This is a genomic window from Mycobacterium heidelbergense (assembly GCF_050205645.1).
Classification (GTDB): domain Bacteria; phylum Actinomycetota; class Actinomycetes; order Mycobacteriales; family Mycobacteriaceae; genus Mycobacterium; species Mycobacterium heidelbergense_A.
The window spans coordinates 1-22,594 of record NZ_JBNMQT010000031.1; the positions used below are offsets into that span (position 1 = coordinate 1).

Here is a 22,594-nt window from a genome sequence, read left to right on the forward strand (position 1 = left end):
CCGGTTGTCGGCGTTTGCCCCCGGCTATGACGTCAACCCCGAGGACCTCGGCACCACGACAGTCGATGTGGGCGCGGAGTTGGAGGCCATCAAGATGGTCTGCGCCGACGACATGCCGATCCAAGGTTGCGACGATACGCCCAGCATTGCAGGTGCCGATCACGGTCGCGAAGCGGTTCATCTTGCCCGCACAGAAATCGGTGAGCTGCTCGCCCGATTGGTCGAACAGTCGCTGGTATCGGTCCATATCAGCGCTGACGGGGCGCGCTACTCGTTGCTGGAAAGCCTTCGTCTGTTCGCTGAGGATCGACTGGCCAAGCGGTCCACCGCAGACGTTGATGAGCCGGCTCGGCTGGCGCGGCGGCACCGCCACTACTACCGCGACAAGGTCCTGCGCGCGCAACTCGAATGGTTTAGTCCCGCTGAACAGGATCTGTTGACCTGGGCGATAGGAGCGTGGTCAAACATCCGGCGCGCGATCGACACCAGCATGCCAGCCAGTGATCCAATCGTGGGCCTGCAGATCTGTGTCGGCATGCTTGCGCTTCGCGCACCGTTCTACATCGGTTCGCTGACGGAGATCCGAAACCGCATCGAGCAGACCCTGGCGGCCAGCCTTGCATCGGGGACCCAGCAGACCGAGCTGCAGCGTGCCGCGCTTGCCCTGACCGCTTGGTTGGCCCTGATTCAGGGGTGTCCTCAAGACGGCGAAGAGCTTTTGGAACGCTGTGTTGTTGAGTGCAATGCAGGTGCAGCCCGCGGCGGGCGCTGGCATGACCAGCCAGAAACCGATGTCGGGTTGCCCGCTGTGGTCGACTACGCCTGGGGTGCTGAGCTGTTGCTGGCGCGCCGGGATCCGCGGGCAATCGCTGTGTTTGCTCGTGCCCGCGAGAAGTTTCATGCCGCCGCAGACCGTGGGGGCGAAGCGATGAGCGAGATGTTCGAGGCCATGGCAGCCGGTTTCTACGGATCGGCTCAACAGGCGATGAGCATCGGTCACCGTCACCTCGAGCGGACCACCGGCGCCGGTGCAAAGTGGGCGAGGGCTTGGGCCCAGATGATGTTGGCAATCGCGCTGACCAAACATGGCGATGCCGAAGAGGCATTGAAGCTGGGTCGCGCCGCGCTTACCTACCAGGTACCCCTAGGAGATCAGCGGGGCACGACTTGGGCGGTCCACATTCGCGTATGGTCATTGGCACGACTGATCACCGATCGGCCTGCGGGCGCAGACGCCAAGCGCAGCACCTCGGTGAAGCTGGCGAGTGAGATCGCTTACCTTGCCGGAGGCCTGAAGACACAGCGAGCCCGCCTGGGCATGGGAATTGAGAACATGGGCCCATTCGCCGATGAAATGAGCGCTGCTGAAAACGTCGCGCGCGAGGTACTTGGACCAGACGCCTACGCCGACCTCGAAACACGGGGATCGCGGTTGTCCCCTGAGCATTTCGAGTTGCAGCGAGTCGCGCTGGGCGCTTTGCCGATAGACGTTCTGTCTCGCAACAATCCCGCCACAAAGGTCGCCTCGAATTGGCATGACTTGTCGAAGGCCGAGCAGGAAGTGGCGATCCTCGCCGCAGCGGGCTGGCCCAATAGCGCCATCGGAGTGCGCCGAGGGACCTCGACCAAGACCACCGATGCGCACATGTCGTCGATACTTCAGAAGCTAGTGATCAAGTCACGCGAGGATATAGTTCGTTTCGTTCCACAGGATCTCCGCCACCGCATTTCGCAGGAACGCTCCCACATTCTGCGGAACAGCCCAGAGAAACCACGATCTTCCGTCCAACGCCGGCCCCGTGGCTGAACGGGGCCGGCGTTCATTGCAAAGCAATCGGGCGCCGGCCCCGTCCAGGTACCCCAGTAGCCCAAAATAGGCGTCCACGGTTAAAACAATGGCCCGGCTAGAAACAATCTCTTCCGCAATGAATGTGTTGGAAAACCCACCTGCCACAGAGGAGCCGTAGGGTGGATGAAACGAGTATTTGTTGTGTGTATGTCGTCCGATCAGGATAGGTGAAGGTGAAATCGCCTTCGGCCACGACCACAACGGTGGTGTCTAGATGCGCGACGCACGACAGCTCTAAATCCATGGTAACGATCGCTTTGCTATTGCGGACATAGTCGGCGCGCGCTTCCGATGTCTCAGCCAGCACAGATCGTCCGCCGAGCATGCCTCCCGAAACGATGGTGATATCGGGAGCCATAAAGTGCCCAACATCGCTCTCGAAATCGAATGTGTGAGCGTTCCACGCGTCTTCATAGATACGCATGACGTCTTTGTGCATCGCAATAGCGGCATCAACACCACGGTCGGTTAGGAGCCCTACTCTACGTCGCATCGTGTCATGCTCCGACGAATCAAACTGCCGAGACAATGTAGTTGGGTTGATAATCGTCATGAGTCACTGATCCTTGTGCCTTGGACTGCGTCAAGTTTGAGCAGAAAATCGAATGTTGGTTCCGGGAGCAATCTGCTGCCGCAGCCGAATTGACTCCCAGCATCGCCGGAGGACAGACACCGCACGTGGATCGCGGTCTCGGCCGGTTTCGCCTCCCGCGGGCGCGGGGCAACCGAACCATCTCGGTCACGCCTGAGCGCCATGCCGCTTGCGGACCGCACGCCGGTCCGGGTTCGGCAGCTCATCTACTAAGGTCATGTGGACTCCCCTCATCCTCACCCCACCACCTTCGGCCAATCGGCCGTAAGCTGCGCCATCGCGCGTTTCATCGACGGCGCGCCGTGTGCAGCTGGCGCCGCCCAACCCGAGGTGAACTCCTTGGATAAACACAAGGCCATTGTCGGTCCAATGAGATACCGGCGACATCGGTAGGCGATAAGTGTCATACCTACCTACCCCGCAAAATCGTGCGGCGAGGTCCATTGCGTGCGTCGCTGACCGTCGCTGAAGGTACGGCGTTGTCTCGTTGTACTTTGGAATCAACCTGCTGGTCAGGTAAGGTGATGGCGATCATCGCCGGTTGGTGCGCACCTCCCTAAGGAACGATGGCGCAGCAACGAGGGCTTCATTTCACATATCGTGCGCTTACCATGGTCGAGGGTTGACCAATTCGGCTGTACTGGGAGTCCAATTGCCAAGACACGAGCCACCTGACGACGATCGTCGGGGACTGCAGCGCCCGCCTTGGCTCTCAGCCCAGGACGCGTATCGCGGTGAGGAGGTATGGCCGCCGCAACGTCACGGCGACAGCTTGGACGATCACGGTTCTTCCTGGGACGGCACGCCCCTGGATGGCGAGGCGGCACTGGCCGACAAGATGATCGGGGATCCGTTCGTCCCCGAGCCACCCGACCCGTGGGAGCAGCGATCTAGCGGGCACGCAGCTTCGGATGAGAATGAGCATCCGGTGCAGGGCTCCGAACCTGGTTATGGCGACGGCAATTTCACGCGTCAAAGCCTGGCGACAGGCGATCTGGGCGCGCACGATGTCGGCCGAGCAGATGGTGGTTACCGCGCCGAAGAAAGCAACTCGGCTCCCGAACAGCTTCACACGCAGCCTGTTTCAGGTGGCAATGACAGATCCCTCGAGCAGTCTGCCCACCCAATGTCGCTGCCCCCAAGGGAAGTTCATGCATCCATGATTCCTGAGAACCAGGATCACATGGCCTTCGATGTAGATGAACCGGGCATGGGACGCCCTGTCAAAGAACCCCCTTCGGCCGCGACGCAAGAGCCGCAACCAGGTCTGCAAGGATCGGGCTTCCCGCCACCGGGAGCGCCGCTACCGCCGCCCCCTCCAGGCTGGCCGCCCGGTGCCCCGGCGCCGCCCTCCTGGTGGGTTCCACCCGGGACTCCGGCGTGGCCGCCATTTCAACCTGGCGCACTGCCGCCGCCGGCCTGGGAACAACGCGTGCAAGCCCCGCCCGCCCAGTCACCTGCGGCCAGATCACCAGAAGCTCGCCCGGTACAGACGTTTCGGATGCCGCCGTCGCTCGACGAGGCGAAGGTCGTCAACCCCCGCAAGTTCGCGCCGCGATCAGGTTGGCGTCGCGCGGTTCACCGAGCCACGCGGGGACACATCAATCCTGGTGATTCGCGCAAAGACCGGGCGCAGGATGATCTGCTCTCCCAGATCCGCCAGCCCATCGCCGGCGACTTCAGGATCGCGGTGCTCTCAATCAAGGGTGGAGTCGGAAAGACCACGACGACATTGGGTTTGGGTTCAGCACTGGCGATGGCCCGCCACGACCGTGTTATCGCGCTGGATGCCAATCCGGACCGTGGAACGCTGGGCGAGCGTGTCCGCGATGTTTCCACCGATTCGACGGTGCGCGATCTGCTGATGGACCCAAATATCAAGCGCTACGCCGATGTTCGGGCCCACACGCGGATGGCCGTCAGCCGGCTAGAGGTTTTGGCAAGCGAGCAGGATCCCGCCGCGGCTGACGTTTTTGACGAGGCGGATTATCGGCGCGTGGTCGGCATTCTCGGCCACTACTACAACGTGATCCTGACAGATTGCGGCACTGGCATCATGCATTCGGCAATGGGCGGTGTCCTCGACTTGGCGCATGCGATCGTACTAGTCAGCCAACCGGCGATGGACGCGGTCCGAAGCGCATCGGCGACGCTGGATTGGCTTATGCAGCATGGGCATTCGAGGCTGGTGCGGCAAGGCCATGTGGTGCTCAGTGCGGCACGACCGGGTTCGGCCGCGCTGAAACTGGACAAAGTCCGCGAATTTTTCGAGGCACGTTGCCGGTCGATCCATGTCATCCCGTTCGATCCACACCTGGCGGAGGGCGCCGACGTCGACTTCGGAATGTTGAAACCAGCGACTCGACAGGCCTACCTCGAGTTGGCAGGCGCCGTTGCGGAGAACTTCCCCCTGCTACAGGCCCGCTAGCCTGGCCACGGCCGCCGGGGCTGGCTCATGGCGCCAGTAGTCCCGCCAGACTGAGCTGGTTGACCGCGGCGTCGACGTCGGCGCCGGGATGGTTGGTGAATATCGCGGCGACGTCGTCGTTGGTTGCGGCGTGACCGCTGGCCGCGGTGAGCAGGCTGTGACACTGGTCCTCGGTGTTGGGACCTGTTTGGCTCATCATCGCTTGGAGGGTTTTCTCGGCGGACCAGACCGGTGGGAGGGGCTCGTCGAGTTCCCCGGCGGTGCCGGTGGCCCCGCGATACCAGTGACAGTCGTCCCACCAGAAGCAGAAGCTGAGCAGACCGTTGCGGTAGCGGGTGTTAAGCACTGTGTTGTTGACCCACACGGGCGCCCCGGTGTAGAGGTCGGGGAGGGGTTGGCCGCCGTTATAGGCGGCTTCGAGTAGCGGAGAGTTCCATTTCCCGCCGGAGAGGATGGCGCGCCGTCCAGGCAGCAGGTAGAGGGTCGATCCGCTGCGGTGGTCGCTTTCATACCAGGCGTAGCCGGGGAAAATCCGTGGCCCCCAATGAGATTCGGCGCCGACGTAGGTTGCCGAGAGCACCGCCCAGCGTGCCAATAGGTCGGGCAGTGCCGGAAAATCTGGGGCGGGGGTGGCGGCGGTTCCGGCGGCGCGGTCGGCGGCTACCTCGATGGCGGCCCGCTTGGGTTCGCGACCCTGTACGGGTCCCGCGACATAGCCGGCCAGCCATATCGGTACGCGAGGACGGCGATAGGCGTCGAGATCGTTGCGATAGTGCTCGGCGGTCAGCAACTGGTCGTCAGGAAATGGTTCGTCGCCGTAGTCATAGTCGACGGTCATCGCGCCGCAGTTAGTGACCGTCAACAGCAGCCGCCACCACGGTCCCGCCGGCATGGCCGCGGTGACTTCTCGTTGCTGCCGAACCAGCTGCGCGATCGACTCCGGGACTGGCACCAGTCCCGGCTGGTCATCGGGCCAGAACCGTAGCTGTGCAACTTCGGCGGAGACCGTAAACGCGAACACCGCCGAAAACCGCTCCCAGCCCCGCGGGCCACGTTGCGCTAGCTGTTGGACGATGGGGTCGAGCAACCGCGACGCTTCGGCGGCGATCCGTGCCTGTACCCCGGCATCTTCCTCGGGCCGGGCGTCGACGCTCAAATCGCTGACCCTCGACGGGCCGTCGGCGCTGAGCCGGCTGGGCTGCCGCGTGACCCCGGCCATGAATTCTGAGTCATCCGACGCGCTTTGGGCGCGCTCGACGGCAACTTCCTGCGCTGTGAAGCGTTCGTGAGCTTGACGAGGCGGAATCGACGTCGACGTTTGGTGCACGCGCCCGGAGTCGCCAACCAAGAACACCGCTTGGTCCACAGGCATGTCCAGAAATGCAATGGGATCGCTTTTGTCGATACCTACCGGTGCATATACCCGCCAGCCCGCCTCGAAGCGAACCGCCTCCAACCCCTCGCTGGGATAATCCAAGCCGTTAGCCCGGACGAAATCCGACACCAGTGAAATCGCCTGTGCGGCCTCCACGCGCGACTCCTTCCCCAGTGTCGGGTTTCACTTTAGGCGACCATTCGTATTTCCCCGCGGTTCAGGGCTCTCGGCGCTAGCTAGCGGGCCGCTGGAGACCGCGTTAGCGACGAGGCGGGGTCGACATGTACGCCGATTTTGCGCAAGTGGTGGTCGAGAATCAGCCAAGCCTGGATGGTAAGTCGGTCAACGAGTTGGTCACGGGTGCCAACCCGGCGGCTAAGCCACCGAAGGACGGATGCGTCGAAAAGTCCGATCAGCCCGACGAGCGTGGCCTCGACAGCGTCGGGGTCGTCGCTGAGGCGCGGGAAGTAGCGAGCTGCGGCAGCGGTGATTTCGGTGGCGAGGTAGCTTCGCTCGACCGTTCGTGGCTGGGACTTGCGATGATATCCGCGGCTCACCAGGAATCGGTACAGGTTTGGATGCCTGTCTGCCCAGCTGACCTGGGCAGCGGTTAGTTCCCGGATCACATCAAGGGGGGTACCAGGCAAGTCCAAGCATGCCTGGATTTCGGAGCGCAGCTCGTGATAAACGCTGCGGGCCAGCGCTCGGTCGAGGTCGTCCTTGCTGGCAAAGTGGCGGTAGACGTTGGGCCGGGCGAGTCTGGCGCGTTGAGCGATCTGGCCGGTCAACGCATCGGGACCATACTCTTCGATCGCGGTGCGTGCGGCTTCGAGAATTTGCTCGTAGCGCACGAGCGGGGAGGAGTCGGTCGACGTCGCTTTCACTTCACCTCGTCGGGGCCGGTGTTGCTAACGGTTGATACAAAGTGTATCGCACAATGGGGCCGCGTGCTTACCAGGTCGTGGCCGACGCTAGATCCACCAGTGTCGAGTTCGCCGGCGCAGTGCTCGGTGCGAGGGCGACGGTCCCAGCCGCGCTCATCGCGGCCGCACTCGCCGAAGACACACAGATGCTGCGCGACCACATGGATACGATTGCCGTCCGATCGTTTCGGCAACGCTCACACCGGTGACCTCGGTCGTCCTCAAGGCCGGTGTCGAAGCGCGACTCGTGCGGAAGCGCATCACGTCAGTTGTATTGCGTCATATGGTCATTCACCACGCCGGCGGTCTGATCGCTGTTCCAACGCTCGGATCGGCGGGGTAACGCTATAGAAGAGAGCACCCCAGCGACCGCCTGGCGTTCAGCTGCGGTTGGTGGGCGCAGACAGGCATCGTTGGAGTAGCCGAGGTACCAGTCCAAGGTGGCGTAATGCGCTTTGGCGCAGGGCCCGTCGGTGAGGTTGGCGGCCGCGTCGCGCTTCGTGCGGTGCGCGCTGACAAAAGTGCCGTCGGCGGCGGTGACACACCACCCTGAGGGGTGACGTGCAAGGCACCATGTCGCGGGCGGGTTGGCGAAGTACCATTGTGCGACTCGGGCAAATGCATCCAGTTTCCGGTTCTGGTCGGGATCGCTCATGTGATCTTCTCTCTAGCCAACCGGGTCAGCGGGCCAGGCGGCTGGGCTCAGACCCGTGGAGCTGGCGGGCAAACAGCTCAGGCACAATCCGTGCGGGAAACGCCGCGCCAAATACGTCTGCCCACAGCGGTCGCAGACGCCGCCAAACACCTGCGTGGTCAGGGCAGCGCCAGCTCCGTGATCAGCGATGACTGGATGTGCTCCCGGGCGGATACACCAGGCAGTCGGGTGGCCCGGCTCCAGCCCAGCGCGGACGACGACCTCACTCGAGGATCCCTCATCATGACGAACGACGATCGAGCCAAGGTGGTGTTGCGCAACTGTGCGGCTATACATGTCGCAGCTCCCGGATGCCGCATGACTCAGGGGTCTGTCGAACTGTCGCCCGTCGCAAAACCGCCGGCTCGGCGCCCCTGTGGGCGTCGAAGAGCCCGGCGTACAGCGGCTGCCGTAACTCGCCCGCAACTGGTCGGGGCGCTTTGCATGTAGTTGAGAAGGTGAAGAACTGGGCTGCCATGGTGGCGATGACTTCGGACCTTTCGCTACCGCAGGACGCGTATCTGATACACGCTGTATCGACAGACGATACATCTTGTATCGATCCGGGGCAAGGGCCAGCCGCCTAAGCTACAGCCTGTCAACCTGTTGGCCCCGCGCCAGGGGCGAAAGAGGATCCGGGCTGACGCCGAATCCGCGGAGGTGGTGGTCGACTATCAGCCACGCGTGTGCGGTGAGGTCGTCGATGAGTCGCTCCGGCGTCTCGACGGGCCGACCCAGCCATCGGAGGACGCACGCATCGACCAGCCCGATTAGTGCGACGACGATACCCTCGGCGGCGTCGGGATCGTCGGCTATGTGCGGAAAGTAGCGTGCACCCGCCGCGGCAAGTTCGGCAGCGAAGTCGCTGCGCTTGGGCGTGCGCTGCGCGCTGCACAAGTGGCCGCGGCTGACCAAGAATCGATACAGGTTCTGGTGTCCCTGCGCCCAGGTGACCTGTGTCGCAATCGGCGCACGGATCACGTCAAGTGGGGTATCGCAGTGGTCTAACCGCGTCCGAATTTCGGCTCGCAACTCCTCATAGGCGCTGACGGCCACCGCGAGGTCTAGGTCGTCCTTGCTGGCAAAGTGCCGGTAGACATTCGGGCGGGCCAACCCAGCGCGCTTAGCGATCTGACTGGTCAGCGCATCGGGGCCGTGCTCCTCGATTACTGCCCGGGCGGCGTCGCGGATCCGGTCGCGCTGGACGATCACGGCGGAATCCGTGTCCGGCCTAGACGTCATAGTCAACCAGTCACCTTAGGAAGCCTGATGCTGCTACTGACTGAATCGGAGTGTACCGGTGTATCAGGGCGATACAGTATGTATCACGGATTGTGTTGAACTTATCCGAACTTAACGTACCAGGCCAAGGATTTCAGACGCCTGATCATCGGTCCCGGCCGATTGGCGAACTCCATGCGTCGCCGAGCCTGCATGCGCCTTTTACGAAAAGGAGGTGCGGCACAACACCGACAAGTTCGCGAGCAGCACCACGTCGTCGACCGGGAGTGTGGAACCGGGCAGGCCGAGCCGGGCCTGCTGTGTTTGTCGATCCCCGAGGAATGCGGCCGCGGGCCGTTCTCCGACCAGGTCGTCATGATGGAGGGGCCGTATCGGTTATTTGCAGTGAGGTGTCGCGCCGCATAGCCCTGATGCATCACGTAGGGGAGTTCAAACCGCACCTTCAGGATTCGCGATCGGGCCATCTCGCGGGCGGTAGTCGTGGGTGTCGTCGCCCCCTTGCAGCAATCGCCCAGGTATGTATCCTAGCACCTGAACGATACACTGCGTATCATAAGGATCCGGGATGCTCGCATCGGTTCTTGAACCTCACCACATACCGCTGAGCCAGGTCATCGGAGAAGCCATCGAGTACTTCCGACGCTGCCAACAGCCGGACGGTTCCATCTCCGACCATCCCTCCGCGGCGCTGTTCCGGGAATGGGACTCGGTCAACGCATTGAAGGCCATCGCGTTGTGGCAGAAAGATATTCCTTTCGATCTAACCGGCCTCATCGACCCAATGCTGGGATTTTTTGCTGCACAGGAGAAACCGACCGGCATGCTCAGCTGGGGTGGGGCGGAAATCGCGGCGGACGAGTATTGCACGGAGACCAGCAGCGAATACATCACGGCGCTGACGCTGCTCGGGCGCACCGAACAAGCATGCGTCAAAGCGAATTTTTTGCGCGACAGACAACTGGCCGATGGGCCGTGGGAAGAAGTGCACCCCCACGTCCCGAAGGCATTCCAGCTGGCGCCCTCGGTGACGGGGTTCGCGTTATTGGCGCTCGACGGTCTAGGTATTGAGCCGACGTACCTCGACGAAGCGCTTATGTTTCTGGCCGGCAAACAGCACAGCGATGGCCATTTCGGTATCAACTGGTATTATTACGCGTCCTATTACTACCTGATGCGCTCAACGGTGGCGGCATTAGCGAATTTCGGCAGCTACCGCGCAGTCGCGGCGGCCCGCGATTTTGTGCTGGCCCAGCAGCGGCCCGACGGTAGCTGGTTCAGCCGGGTCGAGGGCACCGGCACCGCGGCCGCACCCGAGTTGCACACGGCGTTCGCTGTGGCGACCCTTGCCCATGCAGGTATGTCCGCCGACGAGCGCCCGGTGCGCAGCGCGATCGGGTGGCTGCTCGATCGTCGCAGGCCGGATGGCTCGTGGTTCGGTGGCAATTATCCGTATCCGGCGATCGAGGGGTATGCCGATTTCTACGCGCCCAAAGATGCATTCACGACGGCGCAAGTGCTCTGCGCGCTCAAACAGTTGGAGACGACGTGAAGGAATACGGTCACGACGAGCCCATTGCGATTATCGGTATCGGCTGCAGGCTACCCGGGGGGATTACCGACAGCCACTCGTTGTGGCAGGCGCTCGAGGGCGGGGTTGACGCGATCGGCCCGGTCCCGGCAGACCGATGGGACGTTGAGCGTTATTACTCTCCGAGACCGCAGCAGCCCGGTCGGATGAGTACTCGCCACGGTGGCTTCCTCGATGAGGTCGACTCTTTCGACGCGGCATTCTTTGGCATATCAGGCCGTATCGCCGAGCAGATGGATCCCCAACAGCGGCTGTTGCTTGAGGTGTGCTGGGAGTCGCTTGAGGATGCGGGCATCGTGCCCGGTGATCTGGCAGGCGGGCGAACCGGTGTCTTCGTGGGCGCCTGCAGCCACGATTACGGAGGTCTGCAATCAACACCTGGCGAATTGGAGGGGCTCGGACCCCATTCGGCCACTGGCACTTTCATGAGCATTGTTTCCAATCGACTCTCCTACACCCTGGACCTGCGCGCTCCCAGCATGACCATCGACACCGCGTGCTCCTCGTCGCTCGTGGCCGTGCACGCCGCGGTACAGAGTCTGCGACGACGAGAAAGCGAACTGGCTTTGGTGGGCGGAGTCAACCTGATGCTGACTCCGCAGTTCGGCATCGCGCTGAGCCAGGCCGCGATGCTGTCACCGGATGGCCGGTCGCGCGCGTTCGATTCGTCGGCCAACGGCTATGTGCGAGGTGAGGGCGCGGCCATCGTGGTGCTCAAACCGCTTGCGCAGGCGCGGCGGGACCTCGATCGCGTGTACGCCGTGATTCGGGGCACCGCAGTCAACCAGGATGGGCGCACCCAGGGAATCACCGTACCGAATGGGCAAGCGCAAGAGGCCAACTTCTGCGCCGCGCTGGCCGCCGCCGGGATCGCACCCGCCCAGGTGGGCTACGTCGAGGCGCACGGCACCGGAACGCCGGTCGGCGACCCGATCGAAGCCAATGCTCTTGGGCGGGTAATCGCGCTCGGCCGTCCTGCTGGGCAGACGGCATTCTTGGGTTCGATCAAAACGAACATCGGTCATTTGGAGGCGGGCGCCGGCATCGCTGGTCTGATCAAGGCCGCGCTGTGCGTGCACCACCGGCGAATTCCGCCGAGTCTGCACTTCCGAAATCCCAACCCCGACATCGACTTCCCCGGCCTGCCGATCGCTGTTGCCACGGCCTCCCAACCCTGGCCAGACCAGTACATTCGTGCCGTCGCGAGTGTCAACTCGTTTGGGTTCGGTGGCACCAATGCAAACGTGGTAATCACCGAACCCGAGCCGGGCTGCCTCGGGCAGGCCGCTGACACCTTTTCTGCTGCATACCCTGAGCTCATTGCAGTCGCCACGGCATCTCAAATCGGTTGTGCCGACGGCGCCGTCGACGAAGCCCCGGGCGGCTCAACCATCACGGAACCCGACCCGCTACCGCTCAGCGCGCCGTCGCATCCGGCGGTGTTGACGTTCAGCGCGCGCAGCGAACAAGCCCTCGAGGGCCTCACTGCAAAGTACGCCCAGCTCCTTCGGCGCGAGGCCCACGACTTGGACGCGCTGGGCGCGGCCCTAGCGCTGCGGCGCACCCACCATGAGCACCGGCTGGTCGTGGTGGCGTCGAACGCGGCCGAGGCGGCCGCGAAACTCCAAGCAGCAGACGTGGTTAGAGGGCATGTGCCGCACGCCGCCACCAGGAAGATCGCGTTTCTGTTCAACGGCCAAGGCCCGCAGTGGTATGCGATGGGACGGACACTCCTGGAAACGTCGCCGGTGTATCGCGCAAAAATCCTGGAATGCGACGGGCTCGCAAGGCAGTTTCTCGACTGGTCGATCTATGAGGCATTGACGGCAGACGAAGCCTCCTCCCGGGTGGGGGAGACCCAGTGCCTGCAGCCAACGATGTTTGCGTTGCAGGTGGCTCTGGTCGAAGTGTGGAAATCCTGGGGCGTGCAACCGGATGCGGTGCTAGGGCACAGCATGGGTGAGATTGCGGCCGCCCACGTTTGTGGTGCGCTGAGCCTGTCCGACGCGCTCAAGGTGATCTGCAACAGGGCCCGCATCCAGCACAAGGCCGATCCCTCCGGCGGCATGATGTATATCGCGCTTCCCGCCGCTGAAGCAGCTGAACTCTGTGCAGCAGAACCCGACCTGCTGTGCGTATCGGCGGTCAATAGTCCGCGCGCCTGCACCGTGTCCGCCCGCCGAGCAGCGTTGCAGACATTGGCAACCCAACTCGATGAGCGCGGCATCTTCAACAGGTTGCTGCAGGTGAACTGCGCCTGCCACAGCCCCGACATGGATCCCTTGCGTGACGAGTTACTCGACGCACTGGACGGAATCGTGGGCAGAAATACCACCATCCCGATGTACTCGACGGCCACCGGCGCTCGAATTGACGGGCCCGAGATGGGCACCGACTACTGGTGGCACAACTTTCGCAATCCGGTGTTGTTCGAACCGGCGATTCGCTCCTTGCTCGTCGACGGCTACGACACCTTCGTCGAACTGAGCCCACATCCCGTGCTGGTCAACTCGCTCAACGAAATCACCACGGAGGCAGTGGTGGTGTCGTCGCTGGTTCGCAAGAAGGACGACTGGGCCAGTTTCCTCGACGGGTTCGCCCGGCTCTACAGCAGCGGCTGCCCGATAGCCTGGCGGCAGCGCTACCCTGCGGGCGCTCCAATCCTCGACCTGCCCACCACGGTCTGGAACCGTCAGAAGTTCTGGAACGAAAGCACGATCTCTCGCCGCGACCGGACCCTGCGGCAGGAACATCCGATGCTCAAACGGGTCGACGGCGCGCGCCCGGCCTGGGAAATCAATTGGGACGATCACCGACTGTCCTGGGTGCGTGATCATGATGTGTTCGGCTCGGTCATTGTGCCAGGCGCCTGCTACGTCGAAGCCGCGTTGTACGCCGCGCGGGAATTGACCGCTAGCCCATGCGCATTGGAGTTTGTCGAGTTCGAACGTGCCTGTGTGCTGTCCGACGAACCACAACTGAGCAGACTCGAACTCGACCCCGAACAAGGCACTTTCGAATTTCACCAGCGTGCGGTGCGTGGTGACACCTGGCTGCGCAATGTCCGCGGCCGATTCCATCCAGCGGCGACACAACCCAACGAGTCGTATGACATCGACGCGATCCGCTCCCGTTGCACTAACACCCACAAGGCGGTCGACATCTATGGTCGCCTGGCCGACAAAGGATATGTCTATGGGCCCGCGTTCTGTGGGATCGAGCGGCTGCATGTAGGCGCCGGTGAGGCCCTCGCCCGTATCTGCTCGCCTCGGATCCTTCGTAACCGCCTGTCGGGATACCTTTTTCATCCCGCCGTGCTCGATGCTTGCTTCCAGAGCGCGATTTTGCAGCCTTGCGGTGAGCGCCCCGATGAACTGCTACCGACCAGGTACTTGCCGACCGGAATGGAGCGGGTTCGGCTCTATCGGGACAGCGGCTTGCCCGCCTGGACCTACACTCGGGTCCGTAAGCATGACGACAGCTTGGTCGTTGACATCCATCTGCTCGACGAGCATGGAAAGTTGATCGCTGAGTTTACTCCGTTGACCGGCAAGGCCATCCCGCAGTCGGCAACCGTCGACGGCATCGAAAACCACTTCTACCAGCTCAGCTGGCAGCCGTCACAACGCGTAGCCCGACGGCAATGCGGTGCATTGGCCTCGGAGCCAACCGATTTGGCGCAAGAGCTCGCGCAGACCGCTCAGATGTTCGCTGAGCGACTGGATCGACATGTCTATGCCAGCACATATCAGCATGACGTTCGCAGGCTCTGCACCGCGTATGTGGCCGCCTGTCTCGATCAGTTCCAGCCAGATTCCGAATTTGCCGTGGCCGAGCTCTCCCGATTGCTGCCGAGGTATTACCGCGCGTTTCGCGGCATGGTGCGACTGCTGATCGAGGACGGCTCACTAAGTGAGCACGCGGATCGCTTGCGCCGAGAGCGTGCTGTCGAGTACGGAGCGGCAACACGGGAAGCCTCGGAAAAGCTATGGGCCGAGGTCTTTTCCAGATATCCCGAGTGCGCGTGGGAGCTGCTGCTGTTGCGCCGGACCGGAAGCCGGCTACACGACGTGTTGACCGGTGTCGTGGACCCGTTGGAGTTGCTGTTCCCGACGGGTTCGCTGGCCGAAATCGAGGCCATCTATCACACTTCGCCGATAGCGCGAATCTACAATCTGCTGGCCGGGCGCATCGCACGGTGCCTCGCTGAGCGCGCCGATCGGCGGCGCACGTTGCGCATACTCGAGGTCGGCGCGGGCACCGGCGGATTGACCGCAAGCCTGCTGCCGGTGCTGCCGGCGCAGCGATGCCAATATGTATTCACCGATGTGTCGGCGGCATTCCTGGCGACCGCGCAGGAACGGTTCCGCGACTACGACTTTGTCGAGTACCGGGTGCTGGACCTCGAACACGAGTTACCGGTAGAGGAATTCGGTTGGGGTTGCTTCGACTTGGTGGTGGCCGCCGATGTCGTGCATGCCACCGCCGACGTCAAGAGGAGCCTGTTAAGGCTCCACGACGTGCTCGCTCCCGGTGGAGCACTGCTACTACTGGAAGCTGCCCCCGACAGTCCTTGGCTTGACCTCACCTTCGGTCTCACGGCCGGCTGGTGGGCCGCGCGCGACGTGCGGCTGCGTCCGGACGGCCCCCTGCTGTGCGCGCAGGCATGGCAGGACTTGTTGTACTCGGTCGGTTTCGACAGCGTCGCCACGTTCAGCGATCCCGACCACTGCGGTGCGGGCTCCCAAGCGTTGTTGTTGGCGCGAACCCTTCCGGAGGCGGTTGGCGACGAGGAGTCGCGATGGCCGGCCGGCGAGTCATCGGCGGCAAATGGGCAAGACCGAAATGACCCCACGCCACAAGGGAACTGGTTGATCTTGACCGGTACCGACTCACTCGGCAAGGATCTGGCCACCCGAATCGACCAGCACGGTGGCCGAGCCGTCCTGGCTGAGGGCGTCGCCGAGCAGGATTTAAAAGCGCTGCAACCGGACGGCATCATCGACCTGCGTGCCGCTACCGGGCTGGCGCTGGACCAGGCGATGACGGAATCGTCGGTGCAGATTCTCGATCTGCTCACGACGATCTGTCGCACCGATGCGCCACGGTGGCCGCGAGTGTATGTGCTGACCCGCGGGGCTCATGGCTTCCGCAACGACGAGGTGAACTTGGCCGCCTCGCCCGCCTGGGGCCTTGAGCCGGTGGTGCGGCTTGAACTGCCGTCGCTGAACTACACCGTCATCGATCTCGACCCGACTCCCTCACCTGAAGAGTTGGATGCGGTGTGGGCGGAGCTGCGAAGCCGCGACAACGAACGCGAAATCGTGCTGCGCGGCGGGGAGCGGTTCGTACGCAGACTCATGCGGGTAGCGCAGCAGCCCGAGAGCGGTCCTGCGGCCGACTTGCCATCCGACGCCGGATTCGCCCTGGGTGCAGCCGCGGCTGGATCGCTGGACGAATTGCGCTATCACACCGAGAAGCGTCGCGCCCCGGATGCCGGGCAGGTCGAGATCGAGGTGATGGCAACGGGACTGAATTTTCTGGACGTCATGACCGCGCTCGGGCAGGTGCCGCCACTGGAATCTGCCGAGGGCTACCGCTTCGGGGCCGAATGCGCCGGCATTGTCACCCGGGTCGGCATCGGCGTTACCGACATCAACGTCGGCGATGAGGTTGTGGCGGTGAACGCCACGCAGGGAGCGGCGGCAAGCTATCTCACACTGCCGGCGACCGGTGTCGTTGCCAAGCCGGCGAGTCTGAGTTTCGAGGCGGCGTGCGCGCTGCCGATCGTGTTCCTGACGGCGTGGTATGCCTTGCACAAACTCGCTCGGCTCAATGCCGGCGAAAGGGTCTTGATCCATTGCGCCGCGGGCGGGACTGGGATGGCGGCCATCCAGATCGCACGCCATCTAGGTGCTGAGGTGTTCGCTACTGCGGGCAGCCCGGCAAAACGAGAACTACTGCGCACCCTCGGCGTCAAACATGTATTCGACTCGCGCTCGCTGGATTTCGCCGACGAGATCCGCATCGCCACCGACGGCGCTGGGGTCAACGTCGTGCTGAACTCGATTGCCGGTGAGTCCGTGTCGCGCAGCATCGCTTGTCTGGCGCCCTATGGGCGTTTCGTCGAACTCGGTAAGCGAGATCTGCTGCAGGACAGCCGGCTTGGCCTGCGCCACTTTCTGCGTAACCTCGCCTACTACAGCTTCGATTTGCGCCAACTCCTACTTGATCGCCCCGACGAAGTGCATACCGAGTTGACAGTATTGATGGGGCGTTTCGCCGCGCGCGAGCTACACCCCCTGCCTTATCGCGTCTTTCACCCTTCCCAGACCAAGGCGGCCTTTCGGCACATGGCCGCCGCTCGACACGTCGGCAAACTGGTACTGGCGATCGCCGAGCGCGAATTCTCGGTGGTGCGTGCCCCCGAGCCGCCATCGGTGCAGGGGACTTGGCTGATCACCGGTGGCCTCGGCGGTTTGGGCCTGGCCATGGCCGAGCACTTGGTCGATGCCGGCGTGCGCCACCTCGTGCTGGTCGGACGTTCTGGGGTGGCCGATGAGCAGGTCGCTGCCAAGCTCGCAGATCTTCGACAGCGCGGTGCGCACATCGATGTCGAGGCCGCAGACATCAGCGCGCGCGCCGCGGTGGCCGCGCTGCTCCATCGCATCGAGCTTGAGTTGCCGCCGCTTCGGGGTGTAATTCATTGCGCAATGGTTCTCGACGACGCGCCGCTCACCGAGCTGGACCGAACCCGTCTGATAAAAGTGTTGGCGCCCAAGGCGTTCGGCGCCTGGCATCTGCACGAGCTGACCGCGCACCTGCCGCTCGAGGCGTTTGTAATGTTCTCCTCGGCCACCTCGATGGTCGGCAATCGCGGTCAGGCGAACTACGCGATCGCCAACGCCTTCCTCGACCATCTTGCCCAGGCGAGGGCGGCTCGCAGGCAACGGGTGCTCACCGTGAACTGGGGCGCCGTGTCCGACGTGGGCTATGTGGCACGACACGACGACGTTGGCCGGATCGTGGCCATGACAGGAATGGGTGCGTTTAGTTCGACTCAGGCATTTGACGCCATGACGGCTTTGTGGGGCACTGGGCTGCCGCAGGTCGGCGTGTTGCCGATGGACTGGCCACAGTTCTTCCGTCACCATGGCCTCGAACCGCACGCTCAACCCCGCTACGAGCACATTTTCGCGCATGGTCTGGAACCCGTAGATGCCGTCGACACCGGAAGCCCCCTGCGGCAGCAGTTGCACACGCAGCCGCCCCAGGCGCGACGCGAGTTGGTGACCACCGCGCTCAAGACGCGTCTAGCCACCGTGCTGGGCATTCCGCTGGAGACCCTGGATGTGGAAATGCCGTTGATGGACTATCTGGATTCGCTGCTGGCTGTCGAAATCGGCTCGTGGCTGGAACGGGAATTGGGGGCCAAGGTCACCATCATGGAACTGATGAAGGGTCCGAGCACCGAACAGCTGTCCGCGCAGGTATTAGCCCAGTTGGACTAGCAAATAGTCATGGACGATGTTGCGTTCTGGCTGCCGAAGGCCGGAATTACTGTGCGCGGCAAGAGAACCCGAGGCGGTGGCGGCCCCCCGACGCTGTGCCTGCATGGAGTGCTGGACAATTGCGCTAGCTTCGATGCGCTGTCGCACTTTCTTGGCGACCTCGACCTGATCGCCATCGATCTGCCTGGACACGGCCTCTCCGACCCCCTCCCGTCGACCATGTGCGACTATCTCGATTACGCGTCGTGCGTATTGGAGCTAGCCCACACCCAGCGCTGGCAACGCTTCCGGCTGATCGGCCACTCGCTTGGCGGTGCCGTGTCCTCGCTTGTCGCCGGTATCCACCCCGACAAGATCGAACGGCTCGTTCTCATCGATGCCATCGGCCCGCAATCCGCCGAGCCCCCGCAGACCGTGTCGGCTATCGCACGTTATTTCCGCACCTATCTGGAAGGCGACCGGCACCCGGTCTACCGCAATCGAATCCAGGCGATAAAAGCCCGCGTGCAATTGGCCGACATCCTGCTGGAGACGGCGGAAGTCCTGGTTCAACGCGACCTGAAAGAAGTGACTGGGGGGTACTCCTGGCGTCACGACGTGCGACTCAATCGCGGACTGACCACCACCCTGTGCGAGGAACAAGTGCTGGGCTTCCTAAGCAATATCTCCGCGCCCACGCTGTTGGTGATGGCCGAACGGACCGCGTTGCGTGAGGGCTACTATCCACGACGGATAAGCAGCGTGTCGAAGTTGCAGAAGCTGGCCTGCCCGGGGGGCCATCACCTGCACATGGAAAATCCCGAACCGGTGGCCGCGGCAACCCGGGCCTTTCTGGCGACCGGATGATCCGGCCGTCCGCCACTGACGTTGATCCAAAGTTTCCCTTCTTTGGCGCAACTGCGTATCGGAGGCGTTGGCCTCGGCGCATCTCGCCGTCACGTGGCTGCCACAACCCAGCCGCCAAGGGGCCGGATATCGGTGCTTTCAGACTGTTCACTGCAAGACCGAAGCGATACACTCTGTATCGCAGAGCAATATCGCGGCAGTTCTAAGGATTACCACTAGTCGTCCGTCCGGAGGTCGCTCAATGTCGTCGCTGCCCAAGATCATCTCCGTCGACGACCACGTCGTGGAGCCGCCGGATCTGTGGACCGCGCGTATGGCGAGTCGGCACCGCGAATTCTTACCCCACGTGGTCCGCAAGAAGGGCGTGATCGACTTCGACGCGACCGGAAGGCTCGGTCTCATCGAGACAGACACGCCAGATGCGCGCTGGGGCGACATCTGGATCTACGACGATATGGCGTGGCCGTTCACGGTTGGTTACGCCAACGTCGGACGCTCGCGCGACCAAGGTCGCGCGCTCACTGAGCTGACCAATTATGACGAGATCCTTCCCGGCTGTTACGACCAGGCCGCGCGACTCGCCGACATGGACCTGAACCACACCGAGGCGTCGATGTGTTTCCCGACGATGCCTCGATTCTGTGGCCAAGCCTTCCTGGAGCGCAAGGACAAGGCTCTCGCGCTCGAGTGTGTCAAGGTCTACAACGACTGGATCATCGATGAGTGGTGCGGTGGGCACGCGCTTGGTCGACTCATTCCCAACGCCGTGATCCCGCTGTGGGATGCCGAGCTTGCCGCCGAAGAGGTGCGCCGCTGTGCGAACAAGGGTTCGCACGCCGTGGCGTTCTCCGAGGCGCCCTACGCGCTGGGCCTGCCGAGCATTCACTCCGGGGCATGGGAGCCCTTTTTCCGGGCCTGTGACGAGACCGAAACGGTGATCAACATCCACATCGGCTCGTCGTCGAAACTGCCAACCACTTCACCCGATGCGCCGTTTGGCGTCACCGCCGCGGTGCTGTGGACCAATTCGATGCTGTCGGTTACCGACTGGCTGTTCTCGGGCATCCTCGCACGTCACCCGAGGCTGAAGGTTGCTATGAGCGAGGGGCAGGTCGGCTGGATGCCGTTCGCGCTGCAGCGCATCGACGACGTGTGGGAGCGCGGTGAGATGTACGAATCGAACCTGCACGACCGTGTGCCCGCACCGCCTAGCTCCTACATCGAGGGGCGGCTCTACGGTTGCATCTTTGATGACGTGACCGGGTTGAGAGCTCGCGACGTGGTGGGGATGGGCCAGATCATGTTTGAGACCGACTACCCTCACGGCGACTCGACCTTTCCGAACTCGGCCGCCGTCGCCGGGAAGCTGGCAGCAGCCGCCGAACTGACTGAGCGCGAGACCTGGCAGTTTGTGCGCGGCAACGCCATTGAGTGTTACGGCCTGTCTCGCTACGGCATCATCGAATGAACCCGATTGCTGCCCGCGAATGCGCATGCACGGTCAAGGCCTGGGATTCCGGGCGCACGCAATCGAGGGAGGATCAAATGACCGCAACTTTGCGCACGCCGTCAAAATTGGTGCTGCGGACCCCGGCACAGCCCGTCGCCCCGGCATTGAAGCTGACGCCAGAGCAAGAACTCGCGCTGCTTGCCCGGGTGCTGTTCCGCGAAGGATACGACGACCATCTGGCCGGCCACATTACTTACAAGCAGGAGGATGGAACGTTCCTGGTGAACCCGTTCGGGCTGCCGTGGGATGAGGTGCGTGCCAGTGACGTGATGCGCATGGACGCCGAGGGGAACCGCCTCGACGGGCCGTGGACGATCACGCAGGCCATCACACTGCATGTTGAGTTGCATCGGGCTCGGTGCGACGTGACCGTCGCGGTCCATAACCACCCGCAGTGGTCTACCGTGTGGGCTGGCATGGCGCGCGTGCCAAAGATCTATGACCAGACGAGCGCCTTCTATACCGGAGAGGTGGCTGTACTGAAGGAATACAGGGGCGCGGTGGATGACGCCGATAATGCTCGCGATGTTGTCGCTGCCATGGGCTCGGCCGGTGTGGCGCTGCTGGCCAACCACGGCATCCTGATTGCGGCCAAGGACATCGACCAGGCCTACCTGCGTGGGATGTCTTTCGAGTGGAGGGCGCGCCAGGCCTGGCGCATCGAAGCTCTAGGCGGAGGCCAAGCGGTTCGCCCCGACGTGGTCCACGCCCTCGGAGACTCGTTCAACACCAACACATTTCCGGGTTTGTTCCCGGCCATGGCGCGGCGGGAGATACGCCGCGACCCATCCGTGCTGAGCTAAGGATGGTAGGGCGCCGGCAATATTGTTCACATTTGTGCCTGGCCGAATCGACTTAGCCTTGCCGCGAGAGCCAGTCGATCACCGCCGCCACGGCCTTCGCGTTGGCTGCCAGCCGCATAAGTAACACTACCTACCACCTACGGATGCAGGCTCAGATATACGACGGCAAAGTAGCCACTGTGACCGGCTCCCGGTTAGCGGCAATGCCGAGGCCACACGTGGCCTCGGATGCGCGGTGGGATTTGTTGAGGCGCGCTCAATGCGAGTGCGCTCCGGTGCTACGCACAGCGGTGGATTGGTTGGGGGAGCCATTCGAGACGATGGCCGCGTATCACCTGGGTTGGGATGTAGGTGGGTCGTCGGGCAAGTCGATTCGGGCCGCTTTGGTGTTGGGGGCCGCCGCGGCATGTGGTGATACAAGCGCTGCCGCGCCAGCGGCCGCCGCGGTGGAGTTGATACACAATTTCTCGCTACTTCATGACGACGTCATGGACCAGGATGCGACCCGTCGAGGCAGGCCTACGGTGTGGGCCGTGTGGGGCCAGACCAACGCGATCTTGTTGGGAGATGCGCTGCACGCCTTGGCTAGCCGTGTGTTGGCTGACATGCTGCGGCCGGCGGTTGCGGTGCGCGCGGTCTTGCGGTTGCAGTCGGCGTGTGTGGCACTGTGCGTCGGCCAGTTCCATGATTGCGCTTTCGAGACGCGCCCGGCGATAACGGTGGACGAGTATCTACGAATGGCGGCCGGTAAAACCGCAGAGTTAATGGGATGTGCGTGCGCATTGGGGGCGTTGAGCGCCCGTGCGGATACCGAAACCACATCGGCGCTAGAGCAGTTCGGCTATCAGCTAGGCCTGGCATTCCAGATCGTCGACGATGTAATGGGCATCTGGGGTGACCCTAAAGTGACCGGAAAACCGGTCGGCAATGATCTCTTTCGCCGTAAGGCAACCCTGCCGGTGGTGGCCGCGCTGAACTCAGACTCCGAAGCCGGCTTTGAGCTGGCCCAGCTGTATCAGTCCACAGCGCCGATGACCGTAGACGATGTTGCGCGTGCGACCGAGCTGGTGGAGGCCGCCGGGGGCCGCCAGGCCGCCCACCGGCACATCGATGAACGGAGCCGCGCTGCGATCGCGGCGCTGCCCGATCGGGTGCGATCAGAGGACCTGATCGCGTTGGCGCAATTGGTGGTCGATCGAGACAGGTGACATTGCGGTGCTACCTGAAAGGTGT

12 protein-coding genes and 1 pseudogene are annotated in these 22,594 nt (G+C 63.1%); 8 read left to right on the top strand and 5 right to left on the bottom strand.

The features are described 5' to 3' along the window. Positions 1 to 1,807: LuxR C-terminal-related transcriptional regulator (locus ACQI5H_RS22865; RefSeq protein WP_427081574.1), on the top strand; the 1,807-nt coding region annotated here is incomplete at its 5' end. Positions 1,808 to 1,904: 97 nt separating this feature from the next. On the opposite strand, the gene ACQI5H_RS22870 is transcribed toward ACQI5H_RS22865, so the two are convergent. Then, positions 1,905 to 2,402, bottom strand: coding sequence for a hypothetical protein (locus ACQI5H_RS22870; protein WP_427081575.1), 498 nt, complete (start codon positions 2,400 to 2,402; stop codon positions 1,905 to 1,907). Between the two features lie 1,039 nt (positions 2,403 to 3,441). On the opposite strand from ACQI5H_RS22870, the pseudogene ACQI5H_RS22875 reads away from it, so the two are divergent. Continuing rightward, positions 3,442 to 4,869 (top strand): annotated as a pseudogene (locus tag ACQI5H_RS22875) (MinD/ParA family ATP-binding protein); the annotation flags it as partial. A 25-nt stretch (positions 4,870 to 4,894) separates the two neighbouring features. On the opposite strand, the gene ACQI5H_RS22880 reads toward ACQI5H_RS22875, so the two are convergent. From ACQI5H_RS22880 to ACQI5H_RS22895, 4 genes are all read right to left on the bottom strand, one after another. Beyond that, positions 4,895 to 6,400 carry a hypothetical protein gene (locus tag ACQI5H_RS22880; protein ID WP_427081576.1) on the bottom strand — a complete coding sequence of 502 codons (1,506 nt, stop codon included), beginning with the start codon at positions 6,398 to 6,400 and terminating at the stop codon, positions 4,895 to 4,897. 80 nt (positions 6,401 to 6,480) lie between these two features. Then, positions 6,481 to 7,128 (bottom strand): TetR/AcrR family transcriptional regulator, encoded by a 648-nt coding sequence (locus tag ACQI5H_RS22885; RefSeq protein WP_427081577.1) that lies wholly within the window; start codon positions 7,126 to 7,128, stop codon positions 6,481 to 6,483. 304 nt (positions 7,129 to 7,432) lie between these two features. Next, the gene (locus ACQI5H_RS22890; RefSeq protein WP_427081578.1) at positions 7,433 to 7,822 is read right to left on the bottom strand and encodes a hypothetical protein; all 390 of its coding nucleotides are present in this window, start codon (positions 7,820 to 7,822) and stop codon (positions 7,433 to 7,435) included. 627 nt (positions 7,823 to 8,449) lie between these two features. Then, the gene (locus tag ACQI5H_RS22895) at positions 8,450 to 9,103 is read right to left on the bottom strand and encodes a TetR/AcrR family transcriptional regulator (protein ID WP_427081579.1); all 654 of its coding nucleotides are present in this window, start codon (positions 9,101 to 9,103) and stop codon (positions 8,450 to 8,452) included. Between the two features lie 565 nt (positions 9,104 to 9,668). Between ACQI5H_RS22895 and ACQI5H_RS22900 the strand changes: the two genes are divergently transcribed. The 6 genes from ACQI5H_RS22900 to idsB all read left to right on the top strand — a co-directional run bounded on the left by ACQI5H_RS22900 (position 9,669) and on the right by idsB (position 22,569). Then, positions 9,669 to 10,652, top strand: coding sequence for a hypothetical protein (locus tag ACQI5H_RS22900; RefSeq protein WP_427081580.1), 984 nt, complete (start codon positions 9,669 to 9,671; stop codon positions 10,650 to 10,652). Continuing rightward, positions 10,649 to 18,202: an SDR family NAD(P)-dependent oxidoreductase gene (locus tag ACQI5H_RS22905; RefSeq protein WP_427081581.1), complete on the top strand. Its 7,554-nt coding sequence runs from the start codon at positions 10,649 to 10,651 to the stop codon at positions 18,200 to 18,202. Before ACQI5H_RS22900 ends, ACQI5H_RS22905 begins: the two co-directional genes overlap by 4 nt. 9 nt (positions 18,203 to 18,211) lie before the next feature. Further along, complete coding sequence (locus tag ACQI5H_RS22910) at positions 18,212 to 19,048, top strand: alpha/beta fold hydrolase (protein WP_427081582.1); 837 nt, start codon at positions 18,212 to 18,214, stop codon at positions 19,046 to 19,048. A 346-nt stretch (positions 19,049 to 19,394) separates the two neighbouring features. After that, positions 19,395 to 20,516 (top strand): amidohydrolase family protein, encoded by a 1,122-nt coding sequence (locus ACQI5H_RS22915; RefSeq protein WP_427081583.1) that lies wholly within the window; start codon positions 19,395 to 19,397, stop codon positions 20,514 to 20,516. Positions 20,517 to 20,593: 77 nt separating this feature from the next. After that, positions 20,594 to 21,361 (top strand): class II aldolase/adducin family protein, encoded by a 768-nt coding sequence (locus tag ACQI5H_RS22920; protein ID WP_427081584.1) that lies wholly within the window; start codon positions 20,594 to 20,596, stop codon positions 21,359 to 21,361. A 203-nt stretch (positions 21,362 to 21,564) separates the two neighbouring features. Beyond that, the gene (idsB, locus tag ACQI5H_RS22925; protein WP_427081603.1) at positions 21,565 to 22,569 is read left to right on the top strand and encodes a geranylgeranyl diphosphate synthase IdsB; all 1,005 of its coding nucleotides are present in this window, start codon (positions 21,565 to 21,567) and stop codon (positions 22,567 to 22,569) included. Positions 22,570 to 22,594 lie beyond the last annotated feature (25 nt).

What these genes read in the sequence shown, in the direction of transcription:
- ACQI5H_RS22870 (WP_427081575.1), bottom strand. Translation starts at nt 2,402, where the DNA reads ATGACGATTATCAACCCAACTACATTGTCTCGGCAGTTTGATTCGTCG.
- ACQI5H_RS22890 (WP_427081578.1), bottom strand. Translation starts at nt 7,822, where the DNA reads ATGAGCGATCCCGACCAGAACCGGAAACTGGATGCATTTGCCCGAGTC.
- ACQI5H_RS22895 (WP_427081579.1), bottom strand. Translation starts at nt 9,103, where the DNA reads ATGACGTCTAGGCCGGACACGGATTCCGCCGTGATCGTCCAGCGCGAC.
- ACQI5H_RS22900 (WP_427081580.1), top strand. Translation starts at nt 9,669, where the DNA reads ATGCTCGCATCGGTTCTTGAACCTCACCACATACCGCTGAGCCAGGTC.
- ACQI5H_RS22910 (WP_427081582.1), top strand. Translation starts at nt 18,212, where the DNA reads ATGGACGATGTTGCGTTCTGGCTGCCGAAGGCCGGAATTACTGTGCGC.
- ACQI5H_RS22920 (WP_427081584.1), top strand. Translation starts at nt 20,594, where the DNA reads ATGACCGCAACTTTGCGCACGCCGTCAAAATTGGTGCTGCGGACCCCG.
- idsB (WP_427081603.1), top strand. Translation starts at nt 21,565, where the DNA reads ATGCCGAGGCCACACGTGGCCTCGGATGCGCGGTGGGATTTGTTGAGG.